This is a genomic window from Shewanella sp. MF05913 (assembly GCF_059758095.1).
In genome coordinates this window covers 53,113-75,150 of the sequence record NZ_JCAYNT010000016.1, presented here as the reverse complement: position 1 = coordinate 75,150, position 22,038 = coordinate 53,113, and the positions used below count along the sequence as shown (strand labels likewise).

The following is a 22,038-nucleotide window of genomic DNA, read 5'->3' as shown; positions in this document are numbered from 1 at the left end:
AAGTAATAGGTTTATTTAAATTATAAAGTTGAGCTTCAAACTCTCAGTTTGCTGCTCAGCTTTTCTATTTACTGTATCCTCTAATTATTTTAGTTGTTGTTGTTTTTATTTGGGTTACTCACTAATAGTCATTTATTAAAGTGGCAATTAGGAGTAGCCCAAAATATTAGGAGTAACAACATGTATGTAGAACAGTTAAGAGGCATATTTAGCCGAGAAATAAATAAGATAGTGTTTAATGATGGTTCTACTGCAAAGGTAGAACTATCTAACACTAGCTGGATAGATGATGGCGAGCTTGCTGAGTGTGTTACTAACTGGGCAGTAGTCAACAAGCATATTGTCGCGGGTGAATCAATCGCGGTAATTTGAATTCAAGACCAAGCGGTGTTGCCGCACTATAAATCCATGTTTTCGAAGATTCAAAGACTGGTGTTATGTTTCATAACCTTCGTTGTACCCCAGGTCTTGTGGGGTACAACCATTAACAAAGAGCTTTTAATAAAGAGTTTTTTGTTATTGCACAACAGATTTCCACCCTCCCGTTAAATTTTTTATACTTTTGCCTATGCAAAAACTAATTTACTTAAAGATTTTAATCTTTTTGTATTTTAATAAATAATTTATGGGAATCATTGAACAGAAATACCTCAGGTATTTATTTTTGCGTATGCAATTAACTGTTCATCTTGCCTCTGGCCGACAACTACAACGTTATGTAGATTTTCCCTGAAGGGATATTACTCTCTTCACGGAGTCATATCATCTTCAGGTTTTGATTATTTAATTAATTTAATTAATTTTTGGAGTTTGTTATGACTGATTTTATTGATAAACCTATTAGAAAGAAACGTGATAAAACCTACCAACAACTCGGTATAAACCCAATTGAAGGCTGGACAGATGAAGAATTGATTGCTTTTTGGGACCGATTCATCGTCTTTAATTTAACACTACTTTCTGAAGACTGCGTTGATTCTCTTGATATTCTTGATTGGTTAAATAGCCCTGAGTTTATTCTCGTTGCTAAATTTGCTGGTCTAGATGGAGAATTTATTCGTGAAAATGCAATTCGACTTTATGAGCCAAAACCAAAAAAAGTTCGTCGTGGTTTTACTAAACATAAAGTTTTAAAACCACTTGAAGATAATGTAAATGGATTTATTCATTTTGCATTTAACTTCGGTGACTAATATTTTACCCTTTCGGGAGTTATTTCTACTCCCATTAGGGATAGTTGTAACTCTCTTTTAATTTTTAAATTAATTTTATTAATTTTTTGGAGTTCGTTATGACTATTTTAAGAAACAAAACTGAGCATGAAGTAACACAAACTAAAATTAAATACGGCGAGTCTTGTTATTATTTAACCCTAGATTTTTCATCATTTAGTGGTAAAAAAACAGCAAAAGATTCAGAAGTATTTAGTTTGAACGGCATTAACGTATCCTCAGTTACTGAGTCTCCACGTAAAAAGCTCGTTGATAGTAAAAATATTTCATTTGTTCAGAAACATTATATGCGCGCAAAACGTGTATTTGATGATATTGGTGTTCCTATTTGGGGTGGATGGCTTGTGCCTAAACATTCTATATCTGAACTCAAAGCTGAATTTTTAACCATTAAACAAAGTTATGACCTAGAAAGCCAAAACTTTGTTGCTGCTTACAGAACTCTTCTTGAACAACAATGTGCTGAATATCCTGACATTGCTGACTTTATCCGAAATGATGCTCCTGATTCAAGCGTAGTGCGTTCTAAGTTTTATATGAAACTTTCGCCAATGCTTGCTATTACGTTGCGTGATGATGATGAAGTTGAAGAAATTGGTTCTGCTATTAGCTTTGGTTTATTTTCACAATTTAAAAAACTCGCTGAAACAACGCTCCAATCTTTAACTAAGCAAGAAACTGTTCGTATAGCTACCATCCGCAAAAATTTAGAACAAATAAAAGAAAAGGCAAATACCTTCGCTTTTACTGATTCTATTTGGGATGGCACTGTGGGTTTAGTTGATGCAATTATCAAACGTTTACCTTTGGAAGGTTCGAAGTTAGAAACGAGTGAAAAAGCAATGCTTATGTTAGCCCTTGGCATGTTCACCGATGAAAAGAGATTAAAAATTGCCGCTAATGACATTAACAATCTAGATCTCGAATCTATATTAATGCCTCGGCCCGTTGTTGAAGTTGCTGATGATGAAGATTTAATTAATTCATTACACCAGATGCGCAATGATAACAAAATTGATGAAACTCCAACCGATACTGTCTCAGACACTACAGTTGCACATGTTTCTAAAGTTGATGTTATTGATGATGCTCAAGTTGACACTGTTGTACACACTCAACCGGAACCAACATCTTCAATTGATGACGATGAACCAGCTAAACAAAAGCCTATAGCCATATCTGATCAAGAACTTGATATGTTTAGTGCATTTTTTAGTTAGTTAAATACATTTATACCCCTTCTGGTAAATTTTTTGCCATTAGGTAGAAATTTATCAGAAGGTTAATTCTTTGAACACACCTTCTGAATTCCAGAAGACTGTCCTGTGTGTTCTATTAAATTTTGGCCCTGGACAAGCCTTTTGGAGTTCTTATGCAAACTGTAAATATTGAGTTGGTAGCTGGTGATTTAGTTTTTCCTGGTTTAGGTTTTGAAGGGAGAAAAGTTGCAAGACTAGTAAATCGTAGCCCTTTGGTTCCAACATGTAACAAAAATTATAAGCCATGTCCTAAAATGTTAAACATCGCCTTAACCTGGATGTTTGCCCCTAAACGTAATACAAGTTTTTCTTTATTTGGAGAAACTGGTACAGGTAAAACTGAGTTTTGGACGTACATTTGCGACAAACTAAATTGGCCTATGGTTATTGTTTCTGTAAGTGAATCACTCAAACCGGAGTCTGTTAAATCAGGATTAGTCATGCGTAATGGGAATACTCATCACGAATTATCAGCTGCTGCGCAAGCTGCTGAGATTGGGGCTATGTTGGTACTTGATGAAATGGATAAAGGGTCTTTAGATTTTTTGGCAGCTTTACATCCTTTAATGGAAAACAAGGGTCTGCCTTTAGAAAAGCAAGGTCGCGTTATAACTCCACATCCATTTTTCCGTTTGGTCGCTACTTGTCAAACGAACGGTTGTGGAGATTTAACTGGTCGCTATCAGTCAACTAATTCATTAGATGAAGCAGTCAGACGACGTTTTATGTGGTTAAAATCAAAATATCCAGCTCCTGAAGTTGAATTTGAGATTTTGTCTGCAGAAGCTCCGAAGATGAAACCGAAAGTGCTTAGAATGATGGCTCGTTTTGCTGAACATTGTCGCAACGCTTTAGATGCTGATGATGCTAGTGAACATAGAGTTTTCTCTGCACTTTCTACGCGCATCATGGTTGATTGGGTTCGCATGCAATCCTTGTTAACTGATTCAACTTTAGCCGAAGTATTTGATTTTGTTTTCCTTAATGCCTGTGAGGATGAGGATAAGCAAACATTCACTTTATTAGCTGAGTTGGCATTTGGTGAACAATGGTCGCAATCTGCTTTTTAATTTATTTATCCCTTAGGGAGTTATCAAAACTCCTTTAGGGGTTTTCATGGCTCCTTTTTTAGTTTTGGAGTGAGTTATGAACAAGAAACAAATGACTGCCTTTTTAGGGAGTATGCAAGTAATTCAGCGGTGCCTAGCTCATAAAAGAGAAGATATTAAAATTTATTATTCATCTACTACGAGCTGCACTAATGGTAAGACTATTACGATTAAAGTTGGTACACCTGAAAGGATGTTTGGTTCGTTTATACATGAACATGCACACCTTAAGTACACTAACTTTTCTCTTTTGGCATTCAATGATATACCGCCAAAATTACTACAAGCTTTTAACGTTTTAGAAGATATTAGAATAGATAAGCTAGTTCAGGATCATTATGAAGGCGGTTTTTATATCTACAAGAAAGGTTATAAAGATTTGATTCAGTATTTTGAGACTATGAAACCTAATGGCGATATCGGTGATATTTACCTATACACATTATTAATAGGCTTAAAAAATGTTGGTCATGTGGTTCATTATGCATTGAAGAATGTCTCTACATTTGTGACACAGAAGATTTCTATTTTGTGTCAGCGATATGCAGATGATGCTGTTTCTTGTATAGATTCACAAGAAACGCTTGCTCTAGCTAAACGGTTTTTAATCGATTTAGAACAATTAGATGATCAAGATGAGTCTGATGAATCGGATAGTTCTGATGAATCGAGTGATTCGGATAGTTCTGATGATTCAGGTGATTCGAATAGTTCTGATGATTCAGGTGATTCGGATAGCTCTGATGATTCTGGTGATTCGGATAGCTCTGATGATTCTGTTGATTCGGATAGTTCTGTTGATTCGGATAGTTCTGATGAGTCAGGTGATTCGGATAGTTCTGATGAGTCAGGTGATTCGGATAGTTCTAATGAGTCAGGTGATTCGGATAGTTCTGATGAGTCAGGTGATTCGGATAGTTCTAATGAGTCTGGTGATTCGGATAGTTCTGATGAGTCAGGTGATTCGGATAGTTCTGATAAGTCTGGTGATTCTGATGCAACTAGTAACTCAAGTAATCAAGGGCAGATGTCTAGCTATAAATTTTCTAATACAGCTCCATCATTAGATTTTAAAGATAGAGATTTTGACCTTGGTAAATTATTGGACAATACGGATAAATCAATACCTGATCTAAACGTTATCAAAATGCTCAATTCTTGGGATAGTTCAGATGTCATTAGTGTTGTTCCAACTAATTTGTCATTAGTCGTTCCACAGTATGGTAGAAATATCACAATGGGTTTGAAAGCACCGCTTAGAGCAATTCAACAACAACGCAATCGCGTAATGGTTGGGATGCATGAGTTTGGTGATAGCATTGATTGTGATTCGTTAATAGCTGCTTCATTAGGTGAACGTCAGGTTTTTAAAACTGAAGCTCGTCGAAAAAAGCCCAACTTAGCGGTTTCTATACTTACTGATATGTCTAATTCAATGGAAGGAATCAAAGCTATAAATGCTGCAACGGCGAGTTATGGTTTGATTAATGCTTTGTCTCATATCGTTGGCATTTCAACAGAATTGTTAATTTATGGTTCGAGAGGTGTTATTCAATCAGCAAAAACATTTGATCAAACTGCTTCTCAGGCAAACTTTAAGTGGCCGTTACTTGGTGGGACGCATACTGGTACATCAATGATAACTGCACTAAATCGACTTTACGCACGTAAAGCCGAGAAAAGAGTGTTATTTGTGATAACTGATGGTGATTCAAATCCTCAGTCTATTGAACAAGCTCTTGATATAGCTGACGCAATGAATGTGCATGTGATACCAATTGGTATTCAAGTGCAAATAATGCATGGTTTTGAGAAAGTTAAACAAATACAGATTAATAATGCTGCTGAGCTACCTAAACATTTTAGAGAGCAATTAAAGCAGTTTATGTAATTGAATATATTTAAACCCTTTAGGGAGTTACTACACTCCTTATGGGGCTGTTGTAACTCCTTTTTTTTTATTTTGGAGTGAGTTATGACTAATGCAACGTTTGAAATTAAAGAAGTAATAAAAGTTTTAGAAGATAACACTGTTATTACTGTTAAGTATTTGGTTTGCCCAAATGCTGAGCCCCGTTTTTTATCGGGCACTTATATTCGTATACCTCGTACATCTACATCTTTTTTAACTCATTAGGTTGAAGAAGGACTTTGTGGGGGATCTTCAAAGGATCTCTTCGGGTTCTTTGATGATCCCCTATTAATGTAAAAGGAAATGATATGAACTTACGTGATATGAGTGCTTCAGATAAAATTATTGCAGTAAAAAATATGGTTGACCCTTTCGTTCTATATGAGCGAATTCCAAATATGAGAGAAGCCCTTAGCGCTATGCCTTCGCAAGTACCGGACCCAGTAACTGGTGATGGTTCTACTGTGTTTAGGATTAACAAGCGTAATGGGGATTGTTATTTAAATGGGATTGGGTACATGGATGCTATAGATGTAGTTGCTTACATTTATGGTCTAACAAAGATGCAAGCAGTAGATAAAGTTGTTGAAATTTACTGTGGTAGTTGGAAGCAAGTATCAAATGTACAAGTAGACACAAAACCTAAAAAACGTGATTTTTCACTTGAGCCAGATGAATTAGCTAAGCGAAAAAGCTTTTTACGTAATATGTATAAAGCATCGGTTGAAGCAAGCAATAGCCCTGAGGTTTGTAGATATCTAGCATTTAGAGGTCTAAACCCTGAGTTATTACCGGTTTCAATAAGAGGGGTAAGTAAAACACTTCATATTGAATATCTAGGTAAGGACACGCCCTCAGTTAGAACTTATTGGCCAGCAATGTTGCCGATATTTCATGACTCTGTTGGTAAGCCCATATCACTTCATCGGATCTACCTTAATCATAATGGTGAAGGTAAAGCGCCTGTTGAAGTTTCAAAGAAAATCATGTCACCGTTAGGTGATATGAGAGGTGGGGCAATACGTCTGGATGAACCGCAAATCTTTCAAGATGAAGCCGGTGAATATGGATGTTTAGCTCTTGCTGAAGGTGTCGAAACTGCATTAGCTGTTAGAGAAGCAACTGGGTTACCTACTTGGGCTTGTTATAGCAATACATTGCTAGAGCAAGTTGTAATTCCAAAAGGCATTACCCAAGTAAAAATCTATGCAGATAAAGATAGACCAAATCAGCATGGAGTTAAGCCTGGTGAAGATAGTGCAATGAAACTAATGAAACGACTTATCAGTGATGGAATCGATTGTGAGGTTTTAACGCCACCACTTGAGATTGCTGAAGGTGCTAAGGGTGTTGATTGGTTAGATGTGCTTAATGAGCTTGGTACTAAAGCTTTTCGTTTTAAAGCTTCAGCTGCTATCGATGTAAGAAAATGAAAAATACCATAAGAGTAAAAAATGTGCTTAGGCACATTTTTTATCTTGTGAGTGTTTATCAATAAATGATCTAAGGATTATTTGTTGATAAACATTCACAAGTAACTACTGCAAGGGGGCTTTGTCCCTCTTGGGCGAACCTTCTTGCTCTGAAAGGAGCAATAAATATGTTTTATGAAGGTACGCACAACCAAATTTGCTTGGACCATGTTCAAGCAATTCCTCAATCTCTATTAGATGAAGATTATTTTTTAACTCGATTTAAGCCGATACAAAATGAAAGTAGTTTTGATTATGGTTTAGTTATTGATGATAAGGATTATTTATTTAGTGAACACGCGAACTTGGTAAACACTTCACCCGTGCAAAACATATGGTCTTTGCTTGAAGATGATCTAGGTGAAGCCTATTTGTTAGGTGGTAAAGTCATTGGTGCTTTGGGATATGTCGTCACGAAAACCCCGAGGTTAACGTCATACCAAGTAGTCGTAGAGTTTGACGGACTATAGTAGGAACGCCTCAAAACGAGGCTTCCATCTAAGCCTGTTTGCGAGCAGGTTTAGATGAAAAGCTTCTCCACCATCTATCTTATTGAATCACTGATCCTTGCCATATGGCATTTCCTTCAGTCAATATTTTAGATGAACCCCAGGCTTTAATAATTTATTAAAGCTCGATAACACATGTTATGACATTCTGGGCGCTTAATCGCGTAACGATTCGACCATTATCAACGTTATGATTTTAATTCCTTAAAGGGAAATACCCTTTTCGGTATAGCCCTTTAATTTTAATTGTTATTTAAATTTATTTAAGGGCTATTTATGAGTAATACAAAAATTTTAGATTCTTGGGGAAATGAATATGGTAGAAAATATGCGTTAGCATTAACTGGCATAGGTTTTACCCCATTATCTAAAGGCTGTACTAATCATTATGTATTAACGTTGTTTGATATTAATGATTTGTCTAATGAAGTAAATGAGTTATCCCGAGAAGAGTTAGATTTAGATTCAAACCAAACGGATGAAGATATTTGGTTAGAAGCTATGCTTTCTTGGGGAGACTTTATTTCGAGTAAACGTGTGTTTAAATGTGAATTAGATTTAGATCAACATGATTTAATCGATTTCTGCATAAGAAATACACTTACTAAACCGTTAAAACATGATACAAATTCATTTGAAGTTATTACTTGGGAAACCAAAAACCTATCTTCAACGAATCGATTTTTCTAACCAATTTGGGCCTAACATTCCATTTTGGGATCATGCGGCTCTTTAATTTTACATTTGGAGTTTGTCATGAAAGTTATTGTACCTTCCGGTATAGCGTTAATAGATTTCTTACCTAATCATCACTACGAATGTCGGAGCGGTTTTTGTGGTCAATGTAAATGTAGTTTAGTTTCAGGAAGCATTAGTACCTCTCAGCAACCAATTTGTGAGTTAAATACTAATGAAATTTTACCCTGTATATCATCTGCTACGTCAACAGTTATCATAGAATATTAGAGGTAGTCATGGAACAAAATGTATTGGTAGAACTGATTAAAGCCTTTTCAATCGTCATTGCTTCCGCTATACCGTCTCTAGTTTCATACTGGCTCGGCGTAAGGTTGATAAATAAAAAGAAATTAGAAACTAACTTGAAAGACGCAATGAATGATTTAGAGTTTTTATTAACTGTAGAGTCTTTTCATTGCCGCGAGCACTTAGAAAATACTGGAAAATCTAATAGAAATATTATTAGACAATCTGTATCAATCGAAACAAATTTAAGTTGGAGCGGTAAGTTTTCTTTATCTCGAATTAAGAAAAAACGTTCAACATTAAATTAATTAATTTTTTTATCCTTAAGGGGCCATTACATCCCCTTAGGGAATGTTTTGGCTCTTTGTTTATTTTACTTTTGGAGTTCTACTATGTTTAATATTCAATTAGTTAAAAAAGCCATGGCTACTGTTATTCAAAGCAACAAAGATACTTCTATTACTCCATTTCACTTAGAGCAAGATGAAATTTTAATGAGGGAATTTGAAGGTTGTAGTTTTATTTGGATCGTTAGTAAGTTTAGCACTATGTTGGTTCCTTTGAAAAAAGGTTTTTCACCAACTCATGTAACTTATTATGCTAATCGTGGATGTCATCAGTTTTTTATTATTGATAACTGCGGTAAGCTTGTTCAAATTGAAGCTGACAAAGCCGTGGAATTAATAATGGAGTTACCTTTTCGTGTAAGTGCTTATAAAGGTAATGACATGCTTAGATTAAAAGTAATCGAATTATTTAGCACTCCACGCCTAAATTCATCTGGATTAGTTAATAACAATCTCTATCCCGATGATTTCACAGGCTGGTACGATTGGTTTGTTCAAACAAAAAATCATCTGATGGCCGATTTTACAAACCAAGTAATCTCACGTTTTTAATAAAAATATTAATTACCCTTTTGGACAATTTGTCACAATTTGGGTTCTTGTTTATTTTTCACTTAATCTATTCATACCCTTGGGGGTAACACTACCCCCAAGGGTTAGCGTTGCCCCATTTTATTTTGGAGTTCACGCTATGTTATTAACTATTCTATCTATCTCAACTACAGTAAACACTGATTCGGACTATGAGGATGCTATAACAATCTGTATTTACAACGAGGTTGTCCAGCATGTTAAGTTCTCAATCGGTTGTTATGAAGGTGAGTTTGAAAGATCTTTAAGCTCTACTCGGCTTGGTGTTCATATGATTGAAGATGATACTCCAGCAGTGATTGCATACCAGAAAGAGAAGTTTAGTAATTACATTTACACTTCAATTTTTGATGGCCTTAATGAGGTCTTAAGAGACAATTTATCATCCAAGCTTGATGATATCTATGTTGGACAAGTTATAGAAATTAATGACGATATTGGGTTAAATGTTATTTCTCAATTGAAACCACAATTTATTTCGTATCTTGATTTGGCCACTATTACTGACTTAGAGCTCTCGCTTTATGCTGTTATAGCACAAGGTAAGGTTGGTTTTGAAAGTGAGGTTTTAGAAGATCAACATTATGCTAAATATCTAAATTTAATTGAACAATTCAATGAATTTAAACGCATTAAAGTTGATTTTTCAGCTTTCAACACCGAGGGGTTAAGAGCTAAGCTGAAATGTATTTGTGATGCGACTCAGGCATTAATTGACGGTGTGAATTTTTATGTACCGTTTTTTTCGTCTCGTTTTGACTACTAATTGGAGTAATCGAATGTTCACAAATTCAGTATGTTCTTATCCTTCTCGGGGTCCCTTCGGTAATAATCAATACCGTGGAAACTGTTCAGGTTATATCGTTAAGGATCTAATCGGTTCATACCTACCTGCAGGTGGTTTATTTATAGACCCTAGTGTTGGTGGAGGTACTTCAACGGATGTAGCTAAGTCTCTTAATGTCAATTTTAAAGGCTTCGATTTACATAGTGGTTTTAACCTTCTAGTCGATGATTTAGCTCAAACGGCCGGAGGTTTAGCTGATTTGATTTTTTATCATCCACCCTATGCAGATATGATTAAGTACAGTGCAAACCAGTGGGGAGATATAGCTCATCCACATGATTTATCACAAATGTCACTTAAGAGTTTTGTTGATGCTTTGATGCTCGCGATAGCGAATATTCATGATGCAACAAAAGTAGGGGGTTACTATGCGATATTATGTGGAAATCAACGTAAAAATGGCTCATATCGAAATTTGAGTTCATTAGTTGAACGTTTGTCTCCAGGAAAATTGTGTGAAGAAATTATTAAGACGCAACATAACTGTGTTTCTGATCGTAAAAAATACAGTAATCAACGTCTAATAAGGATTTCACATGAAAAGCTTCTTGTATTCAAGAAAACTGATCATTCATCTTACTTTGCAGTTAAACAAGCAGAACAGAAAGCAATAGCTTTACTTGATGCCACATGGATGACTACGTTGAGAAGAATGTTTCAGCAACAATCACATTGGGATCTCAACTCAATTTTATCTGAATTTGGGATGATGATTGATATTGATAGTTTTTTGAATGTTAACTGGCAGGCTCGTATAGAAACAATGTTAAAAAGTGAACATTTTGAGTTCTTAACGGATTCGGGTGTATATACACTTAATCGTTATTAAAATTAATTAACCAATCTTTAACAAAAAACCTTGAGGTTTTACATTAAAGATTGGTTTTTTTTTTGCTAAAAAATTGTTCTACCGAAAAGGATTTCATCAATCTCTTCTATAACATCGGCGGGATTAATACTTGATGTGTTAGGAACTAAAACACTCTTTACCCCCAACTCATTCAATCCATTTCTAAGATTGATAATTGCTAATGCTTCGGGATCATTAAAAACTGATTGTTGAGTAAAGATGATGCAAAGCAATGGATCTGTCGTTTCCGCATTCATTAAAGTGAAAGGTATAGTCACCTCAGGTAATGCTTTGTCAATATGTTTGCTAGATAGGTACACGTTCCAGGTGTAAGTGTCAAAATACTGTTTGTTTAAGGCTAAAAATAATCTTAAATGGTTATTGTTTCCAATGACGGGGTTAGCAACAAGGCGTTCCTCACGCTGTTCGTTCGTATCATCACTAACCTGGTTAACATTGTTGCTCAAATCCACTTGTACTACTTTTCTAGAGCTAGCACTTACCATAAATATACCTAACAAGCACCCGATTACTCCCGATAACAAAATTATTACTGGGGTGGATATCATTCGTTTACTTCCTTTAATATTTTTAAAATCCGAGGTTCATCACCTTCACATATCACCCAAAGTTGGGTCAGCGTTTGTAATGCCGGTGTAATAAATAGTTTAGGTAATTCGATAAATACCTTCTCAGCCTCAACTATGATAAATCCAGTAATTTTATCAGTAATCTGTGTTACCGTGAATATTTGAGGCTTTTTAGGTACATACAGAAAAGGTTTGTTATTCACTAACATATTTATGGGGATTTCTGTTTGTAGTACATCCAAATTGTCCGGTTCTACCTCTTCAACCAACACCAAGTCTTCTTGAACCTGCTCAAATTCATGTCGTCCAATGTAATTGTTAATGACTAACATATATAATTGGTGAACGGACATTGTAATTGTCTCACAATTATACTCTGAGCTTGCTGTTACTTCATGACCGTCAAAATTTAAGGTTAATGGCAGGGTCAGACCCCCTTTTAGTAATTTGGTATTACCCTCAACAGGGAAGCGCTTCGGTAACCCATAAATTGTTTCGCTTTCATTTATTGTATGATGCTCTATTTCTATATAGCCAACATCATCTGGCCCAAGAGATTTTACCCTCCTCAATAACCATATTAATTTCCGGTTGTAATCTTTACGGTTAAGAATAATATAGGATTTATTTAGGGTAGGGTGTTCAACCTTAATGTTGTAATACCCATGCATCTTAGATGTGGAAAGTTGACCACTTAATAAATCCTGGCACAAAAAGTTAACGCTAAAGATTGGCTTCTCTTTTGCCTTGGTAATGGCATGTAAGAAATTATAAAATTTTGATTCCATACGGCCTACATTTTAATTCAGATGTTCGAAGATAGGCTTGTTGTTGGGCCAATCGCAGCTGGCAAATCTCAATATTTTTGCTAACAACATTTGGTCGGTCCTTTCTTTCCAGAGTAATTTCGATTCAGAGCTTTGAGCAAGCCGAAACGATTTTTCTAATTCGTCTCGATTAATAGCAGAGACGATTAACTCACCATTAGGTAGTGTTGCTCTACAAATACCCCCTCTCAACTCCCCCCTATTTGCCGCAAACGGGTCATACGTATGTACTGGGGCTTCAGAGTTGCCATGCCAAACAAACGTATCATCAGAATACACCAAAGAAGCTACTGCATTCACAATAACACCTTTACCAACTGCGATATCACGTAATCCAATGTATGTCGGATATAGATTGATTTCGAATAGGCCCGTCTTCATGTTGCACGTTATCATGACAGTAGACTGTCTAGTTCTAGGGTTTAAGCTGATGTTACTGTTTTTTAGATCCCTCAAGGTTTGGATTATAGATGAGTTACTGATTCGGTTTTTTTTAAAAAAATCATCATCTAATTTACAAAATATATGGGAAGTTAAGTAATCTAATTCACATGCCACATTAAAGCTATTATCGCTAAGCTGATTTAGCGCCTCTTGATTATTTTTAGTAAATGCCTCAATAAAATTTTTAATTGTAACATTGAGGTCAGATTGAAGATTATTTGACATTAGACCTCCACAAACTTTAATAAAGTAGGGGTTTGGTACACTAACCCCGTACTTTGGTATTTTTTCAGATTTTTGGTCATAGCTGCATTGACTCGAACCTGTGCCACAGACTCACCGATAGAACTGGCGTATTCAGTTGAAATGCGTGTTTGTCTAATCTTAATATTATTTTTCTTAGGGTAGAGTGGGCTGCAATATTTATCTACGTTAATGCTTAACTCCCGCTTTAAGTTAGGAATGTTATTTAAAATTTGCCAGATAGCTGTTTTCTTAATCATTTCATCAATAAAGACCGTATTCCAAGCCTCAGTTCCGTTTGCGATGGCTTTCAAAATGTCTTCTTTTTTTACAAAGGCATTAACAACCATCCCACACTTTAAAGCACCAGATGCAACCCCGCCCTTAATCGCCCCCCTGTTCGGTGATAACGAAGACTGCTTGATGCTGGGAGGTACGTTGTCACCAGCTGCTATTAAAACCTCATCACCTTCGCGGATGGACCATGCCTGCAATTGAACTAAGCCACCTTTTGTATAGGCCAGCTGGCAATCAGCACGATAAGTGTGTGCTACATATACAAGGCCACTTTCACGGTCAATAGTGGGGTAAAGATAGTTGCTTGTTGCCGACCAGGTTAAGCCAGTTACAGCTGCATATGTTAAACAGTAATCGACTAATGGTTTAGATACAGTAAGGGTAAAACCTGCAGCGTCGAAACAGTCTAATATCGATTGTTTTTCATCGTTCATAATCAACGCTACTCCACCGATTCCAGTAAGAGCTTTCCATTTCTGTTTAGTAATTGACATCTGTAACCCCACTGAAAATTAAGATGTTGATAGTCTCATAAAATATTTTTGCTACAAGGAAGTGAAGCTGCCATGTGCTTTGCGAAAGCCAGTATCGAGTAAAAATTGTAGATTTATAAATTGCATGTTATTGCTCGATGGTAAATATTTTAATAACCGCTTTGCGCAAACAGCATCAGTAAATTCTTCATCAGTCATTGATGTGGCATGAATACTGGATAGGAGTTGCTGTATTTCCTCTTTACTAATCGACGCCGTTGCAGTGATGTTAGAACTTGATAATTCTGATATTGCTCCACTTGCATCTATCAATTTTGTGCATATCGATTCTGGTACGTTATTCACTATTATTGAATCAACTTTTGCCATAGTAGTTTTTAAGTGGATTTGGGTTCCCATGATTCGAGTCAATATGTGTTCCAGAGCCTTTGACCCAATGATTGGCCATATAGACAGTTTTTCTTCTTTTTTAACGACAAACAAATCAATTTTCAACGGGGTTTTGTCAAAAGATAAATGATGGTGGTGGGTGAGATAAAATATCTTCAAAAGTTCATCTTTTTTGAAGAGATCAGGTGTAAACCCCAATGTTCTTATGCACAACTCCATTCTGAGTAATGATAATGATAGCTGTTTATCCAGAACGCCGTTATGAACGTCGATAGTTGCATTTACTAAATGTGCATCTGGATCAATGGTTTGAGTCATTTTATTAGCCCTAGTAATAATTTACTAAAATTGTTACATACAAATTTATATGTGCAAGTAAGTGAATTTTCGAATTTAGTGATCCAACAGAAGAATTAATTTAAAATTAGTTGCGTGATTTTAAGTATGCTTATACAATCCCAAAAAATGATTAAGAAAAATTAATTCAAATCCTTGTGCGATAAAAATAGTGTGTTTGAATTGTATTTCAAACCCTATTTTGGAGAACAAAATGAATACAAAATTACTTTTCTTATCAACGTCGTTGATGATGTCGGCTTGCGCAACAAGTCCTGTGGACGATTATCTTGCGGCACAGGAACAGTCTGTAAAGAATAAGACAGTGCAAATGTCTGAAACTCTTAGCAATGTACCAGATTGGTTTTTAACACCACCAATTTCGGATGCTGCTGGGGTATATGCAACAGCCATGGCTTCATCAGGTGATCTGCAATACGCTCGAGAATTGGCTATTTTTCAGGCTGAATATTCAATAGCTAAGACAATCAATAATGCCGTGTCGGGAAAGGAACGGCTGCACCGGTCACAATCAGCGGGTGGTTTTCGGTCTACCGCAGACCAGACAGTTGTCAAAAAAGTGGCTGGAGCTGATGTATTGGGGTATCGCATAGTTAGTCAAGAATTTCGAATCGAGAACGGTTTGTATGCGTCTTATGTGCTAATACATATGCCTTATGAGATACAGCAACAAATGATTGAAAATAAAGATAAGAGTTTTCAGAAAGCAGCAGAGTCACAATATATGCATGTTGAGACGTTTGGTGCTGCAGAAGTTGGTGTGAATTGAATTTCGCAGGGCACGTTGGCCTAGGCTGTGTGTCCTGGTTTAGTTATAGCGCGGTAATTAACGATTCATTAGAGTCAGCTATTAGCGCGCAAACCCTGATATTATTGCCCGTAGCTATATTCGGCGCATTACTACCAGATATTGACCATCCGAATTCAACGTTTGGTAGTCGAATTAGACCCGTTTCAACCGTTTTGTCCTGGTTAAGTCATAGAGGGATTACACATTCGGTTTGGGCGGTGTTGGTGAGCTTATATGTCCTAAAAACATTTGACCTTGCTAATTTATGGATACACGCCATTACAATCGGATATATTAGTCATCTATTAGGTGATGCAATTACACCTGCAGGGATAAAACCATTTTGGCCAATCCCTTACAGGTTTTACATAAATCCATATGTAGCAATACCGGTGGTGGTTGTTTTAGCAGTAATTTTTCAGGGAGCGTAAAATGAACGCCAGCAAAAAAATCTATAGCATGGAAGATTTTAGACCAACTGTAAAATCTTCGGGTACTCCACAACATCAACGTTTAAATGGTGGGAGTAGTCACGTATCATTGTTGCGTGAACAATCATTTACGGACATCACGCCTGGCGACATATATTATTTAGTCGAATATTTGCTGGAAGCGGTAGCCGGTGAAGTAGTAGAAGTTGATGATAAGTCTGAGGAAATTCAGACTATAGATGCACAGTGTGATGGTTTTTTGTTGAGCGTATCAGCATTAAATTGTGATGATTGGGATGAAGATAATGGGGCCGTGGACCTGATAATCTCATCCAATGTTATCACTCAGAGGACATTTGAAGCTGCTGAAATGCAAATTTATCAATCCCATGTACCTAAATCAATTCGCTATGTCTGTTCAGGTAAGCGTCGGGTAACGGTAGAAACCCAAGTTTCATTCTCTTTTGGAGCATCAATGGCGCAAATGGAAAATGCCATTATTTCTGTTTTGTTGGCATCTATTAACTTAAAATCTATCACTTAAAAAATGTACTCATTTAGGTATTCCCCATTGACCAATTGAGGTTTGGGGAATGCTAATCTGAATTTTTTCGTTCTCATATCCTGACACAGCCTCGAGCCCTCGGGCGCAGTTACCCCCCAAACAATCTGTGGAGTCACAAAAGGATCTCCACAATGTTCAGTTTGAGTCTTCATCCGCTCGACAGCTTGTAACCCTTTCCTGTTAATGGCATCAATCGTATTTTTAGACGGTAAGTTCAACTCTGTAGGTGATGAAACCGAAATAATGGCCGTAAGTAATAAGTAATTGACCATATTTATGATTTTTTCACTAAGTTGAATGATTTAGGTTTGGGGGTTTTAATAACATTAAAGTCTTCAAGATTTTCACTCAATATCAACTCATGGAAACCTTTTGGGGGGAGGCCGATACCTTTCCATCGGTGAATTTTCTCGTGTTGATCAATAAACCAATACTTAAAATTAGATGATTCATTTTTTGATAATTCAATTTTGTTCAATTCATTTAGTTGAACCAGGATGCTCTTGACTGTTACTTGTAAATCTGAAGCAATTAACATACAGACTTTGACGATAATTTTGCTTATAGATGCGACAGCCTCTTTTTTGGTCAGAGTCTTTTTGTTGATTTGGTCCATGATAATTTTTACGATGAATCTAGCTATCGTTCTTTGGGTAAAGTTATTGGCTTTATCTAGTAATTGGCTAACATTTTCAATACCCGCATCTTCGAGTTTTTTAGCAGAGTCCCCTAGTTCTTTTGCGAGCAATGTACGCTGGTCGTGATTTAATTGTTCAATCAGGTCTACAATGCTTGCGACTTTGTTATCTGTGTTGGTTATTAATTTATTCATTTAATCTGTTCCACATTAAAACCTGAACCTCTAGCTTCGGCTCGTTTTCGGTAACCACTCATAACTTTACGTAAATAGGTCAGTTTGATTGGCTTAGTTTTACTATTGTAGTGTCCTACTGCATTCCAAATTGATTCACCTGGTGATAGCTCATCGATCCTACGTTTTAGAACGTCAGCCGCAGCACTAATATTAACACAAACATTATTGGCCACAGCTTTCCAATCAGGATAGATTTTTTGAAACCATGGCTCGGTAAATTGGATTGTGTTTACCTGTGCAACACCTAGATCGTAACTGCCGTTTGTATTACTGACGACCGAACCATTATTACCTCGTTCGGCCTCAAGTATTATCGATAAAAGGATATCAGGGTCAATATTTCTTCGATATGCAGCACTTTCAGCGCATTGGATTATAACAGCCTCGCGAACAGGCTCTCCACGGCTTATATCATGGTCTGAAATGTCCAACATTTGAGCACCTTATTACAATTACAACGTTTTATGTTATTATCGTTGATTATGACACCTTTTGGATAAAAAGCCCATGTTAGCAATGTTAAAGCAGGAGAAATTACAAAGGTTTTTGGATTTTATTAAGCCAAAACAAGGTATTTATATTGGTAGAGTTAAAGTAGATCCAGTTTATGGGGTTATAGGTATAGCGGCCCTTTACTTTGCGGTGCAAAGTGAATCGGTAGAAAGGTTTATCTATTGGGTTGAAATTAAAGCTCAGGAAATGACGTATGAACGTGATTTGAGTAATGATCCGATGGGTGTAATGAAGGAAAACCTTATTAAATATGCCTCAAATAACAAAAGTGAGAATCCCATAGAGGTATTTTTGGATGGTGTAACAACCTTTAAGTATTTAGAAACCTCATTTAGAGTTAGTTTTAGTTTCGAGCCCTTAAATATGTCTCATTGCCGGTTGTCTATGATTGGGAGGTTAAATGTTCCGTCGGGACCGGTATCAGGAAAGCATACTAAGTTAGAAATTTGGTGCACGAAAAACAGCCGTGAAACTAAGATCTCAACGGTTGCTCCAACGTCATTTCAATCACTCCCTGTTTTGGAAGATCAGCCTCTACTAGTCAGATTTGCAATCGATGCTGAGGATGAGGGTTATAAAATGTTTTTGGATAGTTTTAATAATGCTTCGAACCTCCAAAAATCTGAGCAAATTGCACTAGATGTTGAAGATGTTCAAGATGTTGGCCCCATACAAGGTGATGCTAATTGAGAGCTAATCGTTTAATTTATAGGTAATTGTATAGTGTTTTGTAGGGTACTCACATGAACAACCTTAAAGCGGTTAAAATGACCTATGCGCTTAGTGATAGCGGGGATTATGTTTCAATAGAGCATGTCAAGAATGGTCTAGATTGCGCGTGTGTTTGCGTCGATTGTGGAGGGCGTTTATCTGCAAAACAAGGTCAAGTTAATCAATGGCACTTTTCGCATTACAATGAGGCAGATAATCAGAATTGCATATGGAGTGGTGAGAGTGAACTTCATTTCAGAGTTAAAAATTATTTAGCCAAGCATATGTCATTAGTTGTGCCCATTGGCTTTACCAAGCCAAGGCGTTTAACTCTTGAATTTGATGAGGTTGTACTTGAAAAGAGTCTAAGGCCATCCAAGCGTATTCCAGATGTAACTTGTTATCGCCAGGGTGAGAGGTTTGTAATCGAGGTAAAAGTTACTCATGAAGTAGATAGGGCAAAGATAGCTGATTATAAGAGGATCAACGCATCTGCCATAGAATTGGATTTTAGCTATTTTAACTTACTGACTGATTCAATATCGGATGAAGAGATAGAGATTTTTTTAAGTAAAAGTTTAGGTGTTTGGTTATCCGTAGCACCAGTTGGTCATGTTGCTTCAATATTCCAGGAGCACGAACGAGAAGTTACTAAATCTTTGATAGAGAATAATATCGGCTTAGTCGCTCAAAAAAAAGCATTATCTCAAGATCTTAAGAATATGCAGCATTATATAAAAACCTTTAAACAGAAGTATGATCATTGCCAAGCGCAGATGACGCATGCCCTAAACCTACTAGCGACCACAAAACATAATACTCAACGCACAAAAGAAGAGTATTTAGATAGTGTTGAGTCAGCTAGAACCATTTTTAACGTAACGCGCCACCAGCTAGAAGCTGAAGTGATAGCCAGGTTAGAGAGTGAAAATGAAATTATTTTAGAGCGGTTAAGAGGGGAAACATTGGAGCATTTATACATCCAACATAAATTTTTGTTATCAGATATAGACTTAATGGTAGATACACAACTAGCGAAAAAGTTAGAGCTTGAAGACCTTGAGGTGAAAATAGAAAAAAGTAGAGGGTTTGAAGAAAATTTAATAGCCATGCAAAGGCGGTTGGACCAGGACATGGTTGAGTTTCAATCTAAAGAGGCTCAATGGAAAAAAGCAGCTCAAGCAAATGCAACAATTAAAAACCATTTCACAAGGTTGGAACCTGATCTACGGGCTATGTGCCGAAAGGGAGGTATACCATGGCCGTTCCATAGTTCACTCGTTAACGAATTATCACCAGACTGACCATTTTGCAACTAATACAATAAACTAGTAAAGGTAATATATATGTTCCGATTAGAATTATTCGATTTAAATGACTACGCCATTTACATTATCCCTTCAGTCAGCTTGATTGTTTTTTTCCTTATGTGGAGAGTTAGTTATCTAAAAAAGTGCGTCCGTAACGCTTTCATAGTTCGTGACTTACAGCTAGCGGAATCTATTGAATCGGATAGGGCAAGAAAACGAATATATGATTCACAAATAATGGCCTTATCATACGAAACGGGTGAGTTAATCCATTATTTAGGTAATTTACTGGCAGATGAACAAGATGGTTTTAAATTTGGTAGATTAACGGTATCTGATGGAAGGTTGCTCCAAGGGCTTGGTTGCTCTTTGCGGCAGTCCGATAGCCATCCTTTCTATTGTATGGATAATCTAGTTGACAAAGAGGTTGCAGACCATGTGATAGCATTGTCCCGCCCAGAAAGAGTTTCCTATGCAGCAACGATGCTCTATGAAGCGTAAATAAAAAACTAAACTTATTTAAACCTGCTAAAGCAGGTTTAATTTAATCAACTTTTAAGCTGATAAATGCCACCTTTAACATTGTTAAAATTGATTTTGCCATTCGACATATCCGCGACTAAACCCTTGCTTTATTAATTCGCCATGCCTTACCAGTGAAATTTTGAACCGATAGGTTCGAAGGCTCCATATCAATGTTTTGTGGCTAAATATAGGTGAAATAGATCACAAATATCAACCATAAAATGTTTCTAATTCATCGGTCCCGCCTGATCTATTATGCTTTCTCATTAAAGACTCTGGTCGCGTCTAGCGTTTCGAATATTTCGAATGTTGACTTTTTCGAATATTTCGGATAATGTAGTTGTATAAAGATTTCTATTGTCTAAATTTGAAACCAGAGAGAAATACGATGAATACAGCTACAAAATTGCTAAGCGCGGAAGAAATTGCACTGGCTAAGCTTGGTAGCCAAGAGTTGTCAGCCGTTATGGAAACTAATGGCGAAGCTCAAAGGATTAATGTTATCGATAGTTCAGGTCAGTCTCACGAAGTCATGATTCCATCAAGTGCATTAAATATGATGATTGAGGTGCTTACTCAATTAGGTCAGGGTAACTCTGTTAGCATTACACCTATTCATGCAGAGCTCACAACACAAGAAGGTGCGGATATGCTAAATATGTCTCGCCCTACATTTATTAAGCTCTTAGATTCCCAAGAGATTATGTTTAGTCGCACAGGTAACCGTAGAAAGGTGGCCTATGCTGATCTTATGGAATACAAGAGCCGTTTAGAAGAAAACAGACTAGTTGCACTTGCTGAACTATCCGAATTAGATCAAGAACTGGATATGGGATATTAATGGCAACATACACGGTAGTTTTAGACGCATGTGTTATGTATCCAGCTCCCCTTAGGAGTTATTTAATGTATCTATCCAACACTGGGCTATTCAGGGCGCGTTGGACAGAGAAAATACATGATGAATGGATTCGTAATCTTTTAAAGAACAACCCTGATATTGATCCTCATAGGCTAGAAAAAACCAAGCAGTTAATGAACGCTCATGTACCAGACTGCTTGGTTGAAGGTTATGAACAATTCATTAATGGTTTAATCTTACCAGACGTAGATGATAGACACGTTGTAGCTGCTGCTATTAAAGGGCAAGCAGAGTCAATCATTACCTTCAATCTAAAAGACTTCCCCGAAAACGTGCTTCATCCGTTAGGTCTTTCTGCAATACATCCAGATGAGTTCCTATGCGATATGTTTGAGCTAAATAGCAGTGCTTGCGTCAAGGCTGCTCAGCAACAACGTGGTTCGTTGAAAAAGCCTCCAATGAGTCAAGACGATTTTTTAGCTTGCTTACAAAAGCAGAAGCTCCCAAGCTTTGTCTCAAAATTAAAAAACTTTAGGCTTATGCTTTAAGTCGAAATAATCGTCCTATTAAGCTCAGCAATTGCGTGATGCATTTGCTGGAATAGGTTTAGCATAATCTGAATCTAATGTTTCAAAGCAGTAGTGAATGTCCAGTAAGTAACGGCACCGGTTAATGAGGTGCCGTTTTGCTATCAGGAATTTGG

At 36.7% G+C, this 22,038-nt stretch carries 29 protein-coding genes; 22 read left to right on the top strand and 7 right to left on the bottom strand.

Going from position 1 to position 22,038, the window contains the following annotated elements:
- Positions 1 to 180: 180 nt before the first annotated feature.
- The 14 genes from AC19MV_RS17020 (at position 181) to AC19MV_RS16955 (ending at position 11,091) form a co-directional block, all read left to right on the top strand.
- Positions 181 to 372 (top strand): hypothetical protein, encoded by a 192-nt coding sequence (locus tag AC19MV_RS17020; protein ID WP_498309043.1) that lies wholly within the window; start codon positions 181 to 183, stop codon positions 370 to 372.
- A 443-nt stretch (positions 373 to 815) separates the two neighbouring features.
- Positions 816 to 1,193: a hypothetical protein gene (locus AC19MV_RS17015; protein ID WP_498309041.1), complete on the top strand. Its 378-nt coding sequence runs from the start codon at positions 816 to 818 to the stop codon at positions 1,191 to 1,193.
- A 98-nt stretch (positions 1,194 to 1,291) separates the two neighbouring features.
- Entirely contained in the window at positions 1,292 to 2,452 is a 1,161-nt protein-coding gene (locus AC19MV_RS17010; protein ID WP_498309040.1) for a DUF3150 domain-containing protein, read from the top strand.
- A 152-nt stretch (positions 2,453 to 2,604) separates the two neighbouring features.
- Positions 2,605 to 3,561, top strand: coding sequence for an AAA family ATPase (locus AC19MV_RS17005; RefSeq protein ID WP_498309038.1), 957 nt, complete (start codon positions 2,605 to 2,607; stop codon positions 3,559 to 3,561).
- Between the two features lie 76 nt (positions 3,562 to 3,637).
- Positions 3,638 to 5,491 (top strand): VWA domain-containing protein, encoded by a 1,854-nt coding sequence (locus AC19MV_RS17000; RefSeq protein ID WP_498309036.1) that lies wholly within the window; start codon positions 3,638 to 3,640, stop codon positions 5,489 to 5,491.
- An 84-nt stretch (positions 5,492 to 5,575) separates the two neighbouring features.
- On the top strand, positions 5,576 to 5,737 hold the full coding sequence (locus AC19MV_RS16995) for a hypothetical protein (protein WP_498309034.1): 162 nt from the start codon (positions 5,576 to 5,578) through the stop codon (positions 5,735 to 5,737).
- Between the two features lie 83 nt (positions 5,738 to 5,820).
- Positions 5,821 to 6,945, top strand: a complete 1,125-nt coding sequence (locus AC19MV_RS16990) for a toprim domain-containing protein (protein ID WP_498309032.1) — start codon at positions 5,821 to 5,823, stop codon at positions 6,943 to 6,945.
- Positions 6,946 to 7,112: 167 nt separating this feature from the next.
- A complete protein-coding gene (locus tag AC19MV_RS16985; protein WP_498309030.1) occupies positions 7,113 to 7,454 on the top strand; it encodes a hypothetical protein in 342 nt (113 codons plus the stop codon).
- 315 nt (positions 7,455 to 7,769) lie between these two features.
- Positions 7,770 to 8,183 (top strand): hypothetical protein, encoded by a 414-nt coding sequence (locus AC19MV_RS16980; protein WP_498309028.1) that lies wholly within the window; start codon positions 7,770 to 7,772, stop codon positions 8,181 to 8,183.
- 66 nt (positions 8,184 to 8,249) lie between these two features.
- Positions 8,250 to 8,459, top strand: coding sequence for a 2Fe-2S iron-sulfur cluster-binding protein (locus tag AC19MV_RS16975; RefSeq protein ID WP_498309026.1), 210 nt, complete (start codon positions 8,250 to 8,252; stop codon positions 8,457 to 8,459).
- Positions 8,460 to 8,467: 8 nt separating this feature from the next.
- Positions 8,468 to 8,785 carry a hypothetical protein gene (locus AC19MV_RS16970; RefSeq protein WP_498309024.1) on the top strand — a complete coding sequence of 106 codons (318 nt, stop codon included), beginning with the start codon at positions 8,468 to 8,470 and terminating at the stop codon, positions 8,783 to 8,785.
- 84 nt (positions 8,786 to 8,869) lie between these two features.
- The gene (locus tag AC19MV_RS16965; RefSeq protein WP_498309022.1) at positions 8,870 to 9,376 is read left to right on the top strand and encodes a hypothetical protein; all 507 of its coding nucleotides are present in this window, start codon (positions 8,870 to 8,872) and stop codon (positions 9,374 to 9,376) included.
- 139 nt (positions 9,377 to 9,515) lie between these two features.
- Positions 9,516 to 10,181: a hypothetical protein gene (locus AC19MV_RS16960; RefSeq protein WP_498309020.1), complete on the top strand. Its 666-nt coding sequence runs from the start codon at positions 9,516 to 9,518 to the stop codon at positions 10,179 to 10,181.
- Between the two features lie 13 nt (positions 10,182 to 10,194).
- The gene (locus tag AC19MV_RS16955) at positions 10,195 to 11,091 is read left to right on the top strand and encodes a hypothetical protein (protein ID WP_498309019.1); all 897 of its coding nucleotides are present in this window, start codon (positions 10,195 to 10,197) and stop codon (positions 11,089 to 11,091) included.
- A gap of 65 nt (positions 11,092 to 11,156) precedes the next feature.
- Here the strand turns inward: AC19MV_RS16955 and AC19MV_RS16950 are convergent, their stop codons facing one another.
- The 5 genes from AC19MV_RS16950 to AC19MV_RS16930 are packed head-to-tail and all read right to left on the bottom strand — an operon-like array spanning position 11,157 to position 14,715.
- Entirely contained in the window at positions 11,157 to 11,618 is a 462-nt protein-coding gene (locus AC19MV_RS16950; protein WP_498309017.1) for a hypothetical protein, read from the bottom strand.
- Positions 11,619 to 11,677: 59 nt separating this feature from the next.
- On the bottom strand, positions 11,678 to 12,490 hold the full coding sequence (locus tag AC19MV_RS16945) for a hypothetical protein (protein ID WP_498309015.1): 813 nt from the start codon (positions 12,488 to 12,490) through the stop codon (positions 11,678 to 11,680).
- 12 nt (positions 12,491 to 12,502) lie between these two features.
- Complete coding sequence (locus AC19MV_RS16940) at positions 12,503 to 13,198, bottom strand: recombinase RecT (protein ID WP_498309013.1); 696 nt, start codon at positions 13,196 to 13,198, stop codon at positions 12,503 to 12,505.
- Positions 13,198 to 14,007 carry a recombinase RecT gene (locus AC19MV_RS16935; protein WP_498309011.1) on the bottom strand — a complete coding sequence of 270 codons (810 nt, stop codon included), beginning with the start codon at positions 14,005 to 14,007 and terminating at the stop codon, positions 13,198 to 13,200. Before AC19MV_RS16935 ends, AC19MV_RS16940 begins: the two co-directional genes overlap by 1 nt.
- A 51-nt stretch (positions 14,008 to 14,058) precedes the next feature.
- Positions 14,059 to 14,715: a hypothetical protein gene (locus tag AC19MV_RS16930; protein WP_498309009.1), complete on the bottom strand. Its 657-nt coding sequence runs from the start codon at positions 14,713 to 14,715 to the stop codon at positions 14,059 to 14,061.
- Between the two features lie 232 nt (positions 14,716 to 14,947).
- On the opposite strand from AC19MV_RS16930, the gene AC19MV_RS16925 reads away from it, so the two are divergent.
- From AC19MV_RS16925 to AC19MV_RS16915, 3 genes are read left to right on the top strand one after another with little or no spacing between them, the layout of a single operon-like run.
- Entirely contained in the window at positions 14,948 to 15,523 is a 576-nt protein-coding gene (locus AC19MV_RS16925; protein WP_498309008.1) for a hypothetical protein, read from the top strand.
- Entirely contained in the window at positions 15,520 to 15,975 is a 456-nt protein-coding gene (locus AC19MV_RS16920) for a metal-dependent hydrolase (RefSeq protein WP_498309006.1), read from the top strand. The genes AC19MV_RS16925 and AC19MV_RS16920 overlap by 4 nt, the downstream gene beginning before the upstream one ends.
- Position 15,976: 1 nt before the next feature.
- A complete protein-coding gene (locus tag AC19MV_RS16915; protein ID WP_498309004.1) occupies positions 15,977 to 16,519 on the top strand; it encodes a hypothetical protein in 543 nt (180 codons plus the stop codon).
- A gap of 295 nt (positions 16,520 to 16,814) precedes the next feature.
- On the opposite strand, the gene AC19MV_RS16910 is transcribed toward AC19MV_RS16915, so the two are convergent.
- Both AC19MV_RS16910 and AC19MV_RS16905 read right to left on the bottom strand, forming a co-directional pair.
- Complete coding sequence (locus tag AC19MV_RS16910; protein WP_498309002.1) at positions 16,815 to 17,372, bottom strand: hypothetical protein; 558 nt, start codon at positions 17,370 to 17,372, stop codon at positions 16,815 to 16,817.
- The gene (locus tag AC19MV_RS16905; protein WP_498309000.1) at positions 17,369 to 17,848 is read right to left on the bottom strand and encodes a lytic transglycosylase domain-containing protein; all 480 of its coding nucleotides are present in this window, start codon (positions 17,846 to 17,848) and stop codon (positions 17,369 to 17,371) included. The genes AC19MV_RS16910 and AC19MV_RS16905 overlap by 4 nt, the downstream gene beginning before the upstream one ends.
- A 73-nt stretch (positions 17,849 to 17,921) precedes the next feature.
- On the opposite strand from AC19MV_RS16905, the gene AC19MV_RS16900 reads away from it, so the two are divergent.
- The 5 genes from AC19MV_RS16900 to AC19MV_RS16880 all read left to right on the top strand — a co-directional run bounded on the left by AC19MV_RS16900 (position 17,922) and on the right by AC19MV_RS16880 (position 21,883).
- Positions 17,922 to 18,617, top strand: a complete 696-nt coding sequence (locus AC19MV_RS16900) for a hypothetical protein (RefSeq protein WP_498308998.1) — start codon at positions 17,922 to 17,924, stop codon at positions 18,615 to 18,617.
- 53 nt (positions 18,618 to 18,670) lie between these two features.
- Positions 18,671 to 19,942, top strand: a complete 1,272-nt coding sequence (locus AC19MV_RS16895) for a competence protein CoiA family protein (RefSeq protein WP_498308996.1) — start codon at positions 18,671 to 18,673, stop codon at positions 19,940 to 19,942.
- A 42-nt stretch (positions 19,943 to 19,984) separates the two neighbouring features.
- Positions 19,985 to 20,449 carry a hypothetical protein gene (locus AC19MV_RS16890; protein WP_498308994.1) on the top strand — a complete coding sequence of 155 codons (465 nt, stop codon included), beginning with the start codon at positions 19,985 to 19,987 and terminating at the stop codon, positions 20,447 to 20,449.
- A gap of 412 nt (positions 20,450 to 20,861) precedes the next feature.
- Positions 20,862 to 21,314 carry an excisionase family DNA-binding protein gene (locus AC19MV_RS16885; RefSeq protein ID WP_498308992.1) on the top strand — a complete coding sequence of 151 codons (453 nt, stop codon included), beginning with the start codon at positions 20,862 to 20,864 and terminating at the stop codon, positions 21,312 to 21,314.
- On the top strand, positions 21,314 to 21,883 hold the full coding sequence (locus tag AC19MV_RS16880) for a PIN domain-containing protein (protein ID WP_498308990.1): 570 nt from the start codon (positions 21,314 to 21,316) through the stop codon (positions 21,881 to 21,883). Before AC19MV_RS16885 ends, AC19MV_RS16880 begins: the two co-directional genes overlap by 1 nt.
- Positions 21,884 to 22,038 lie beyond the last annotated feature (155 nt).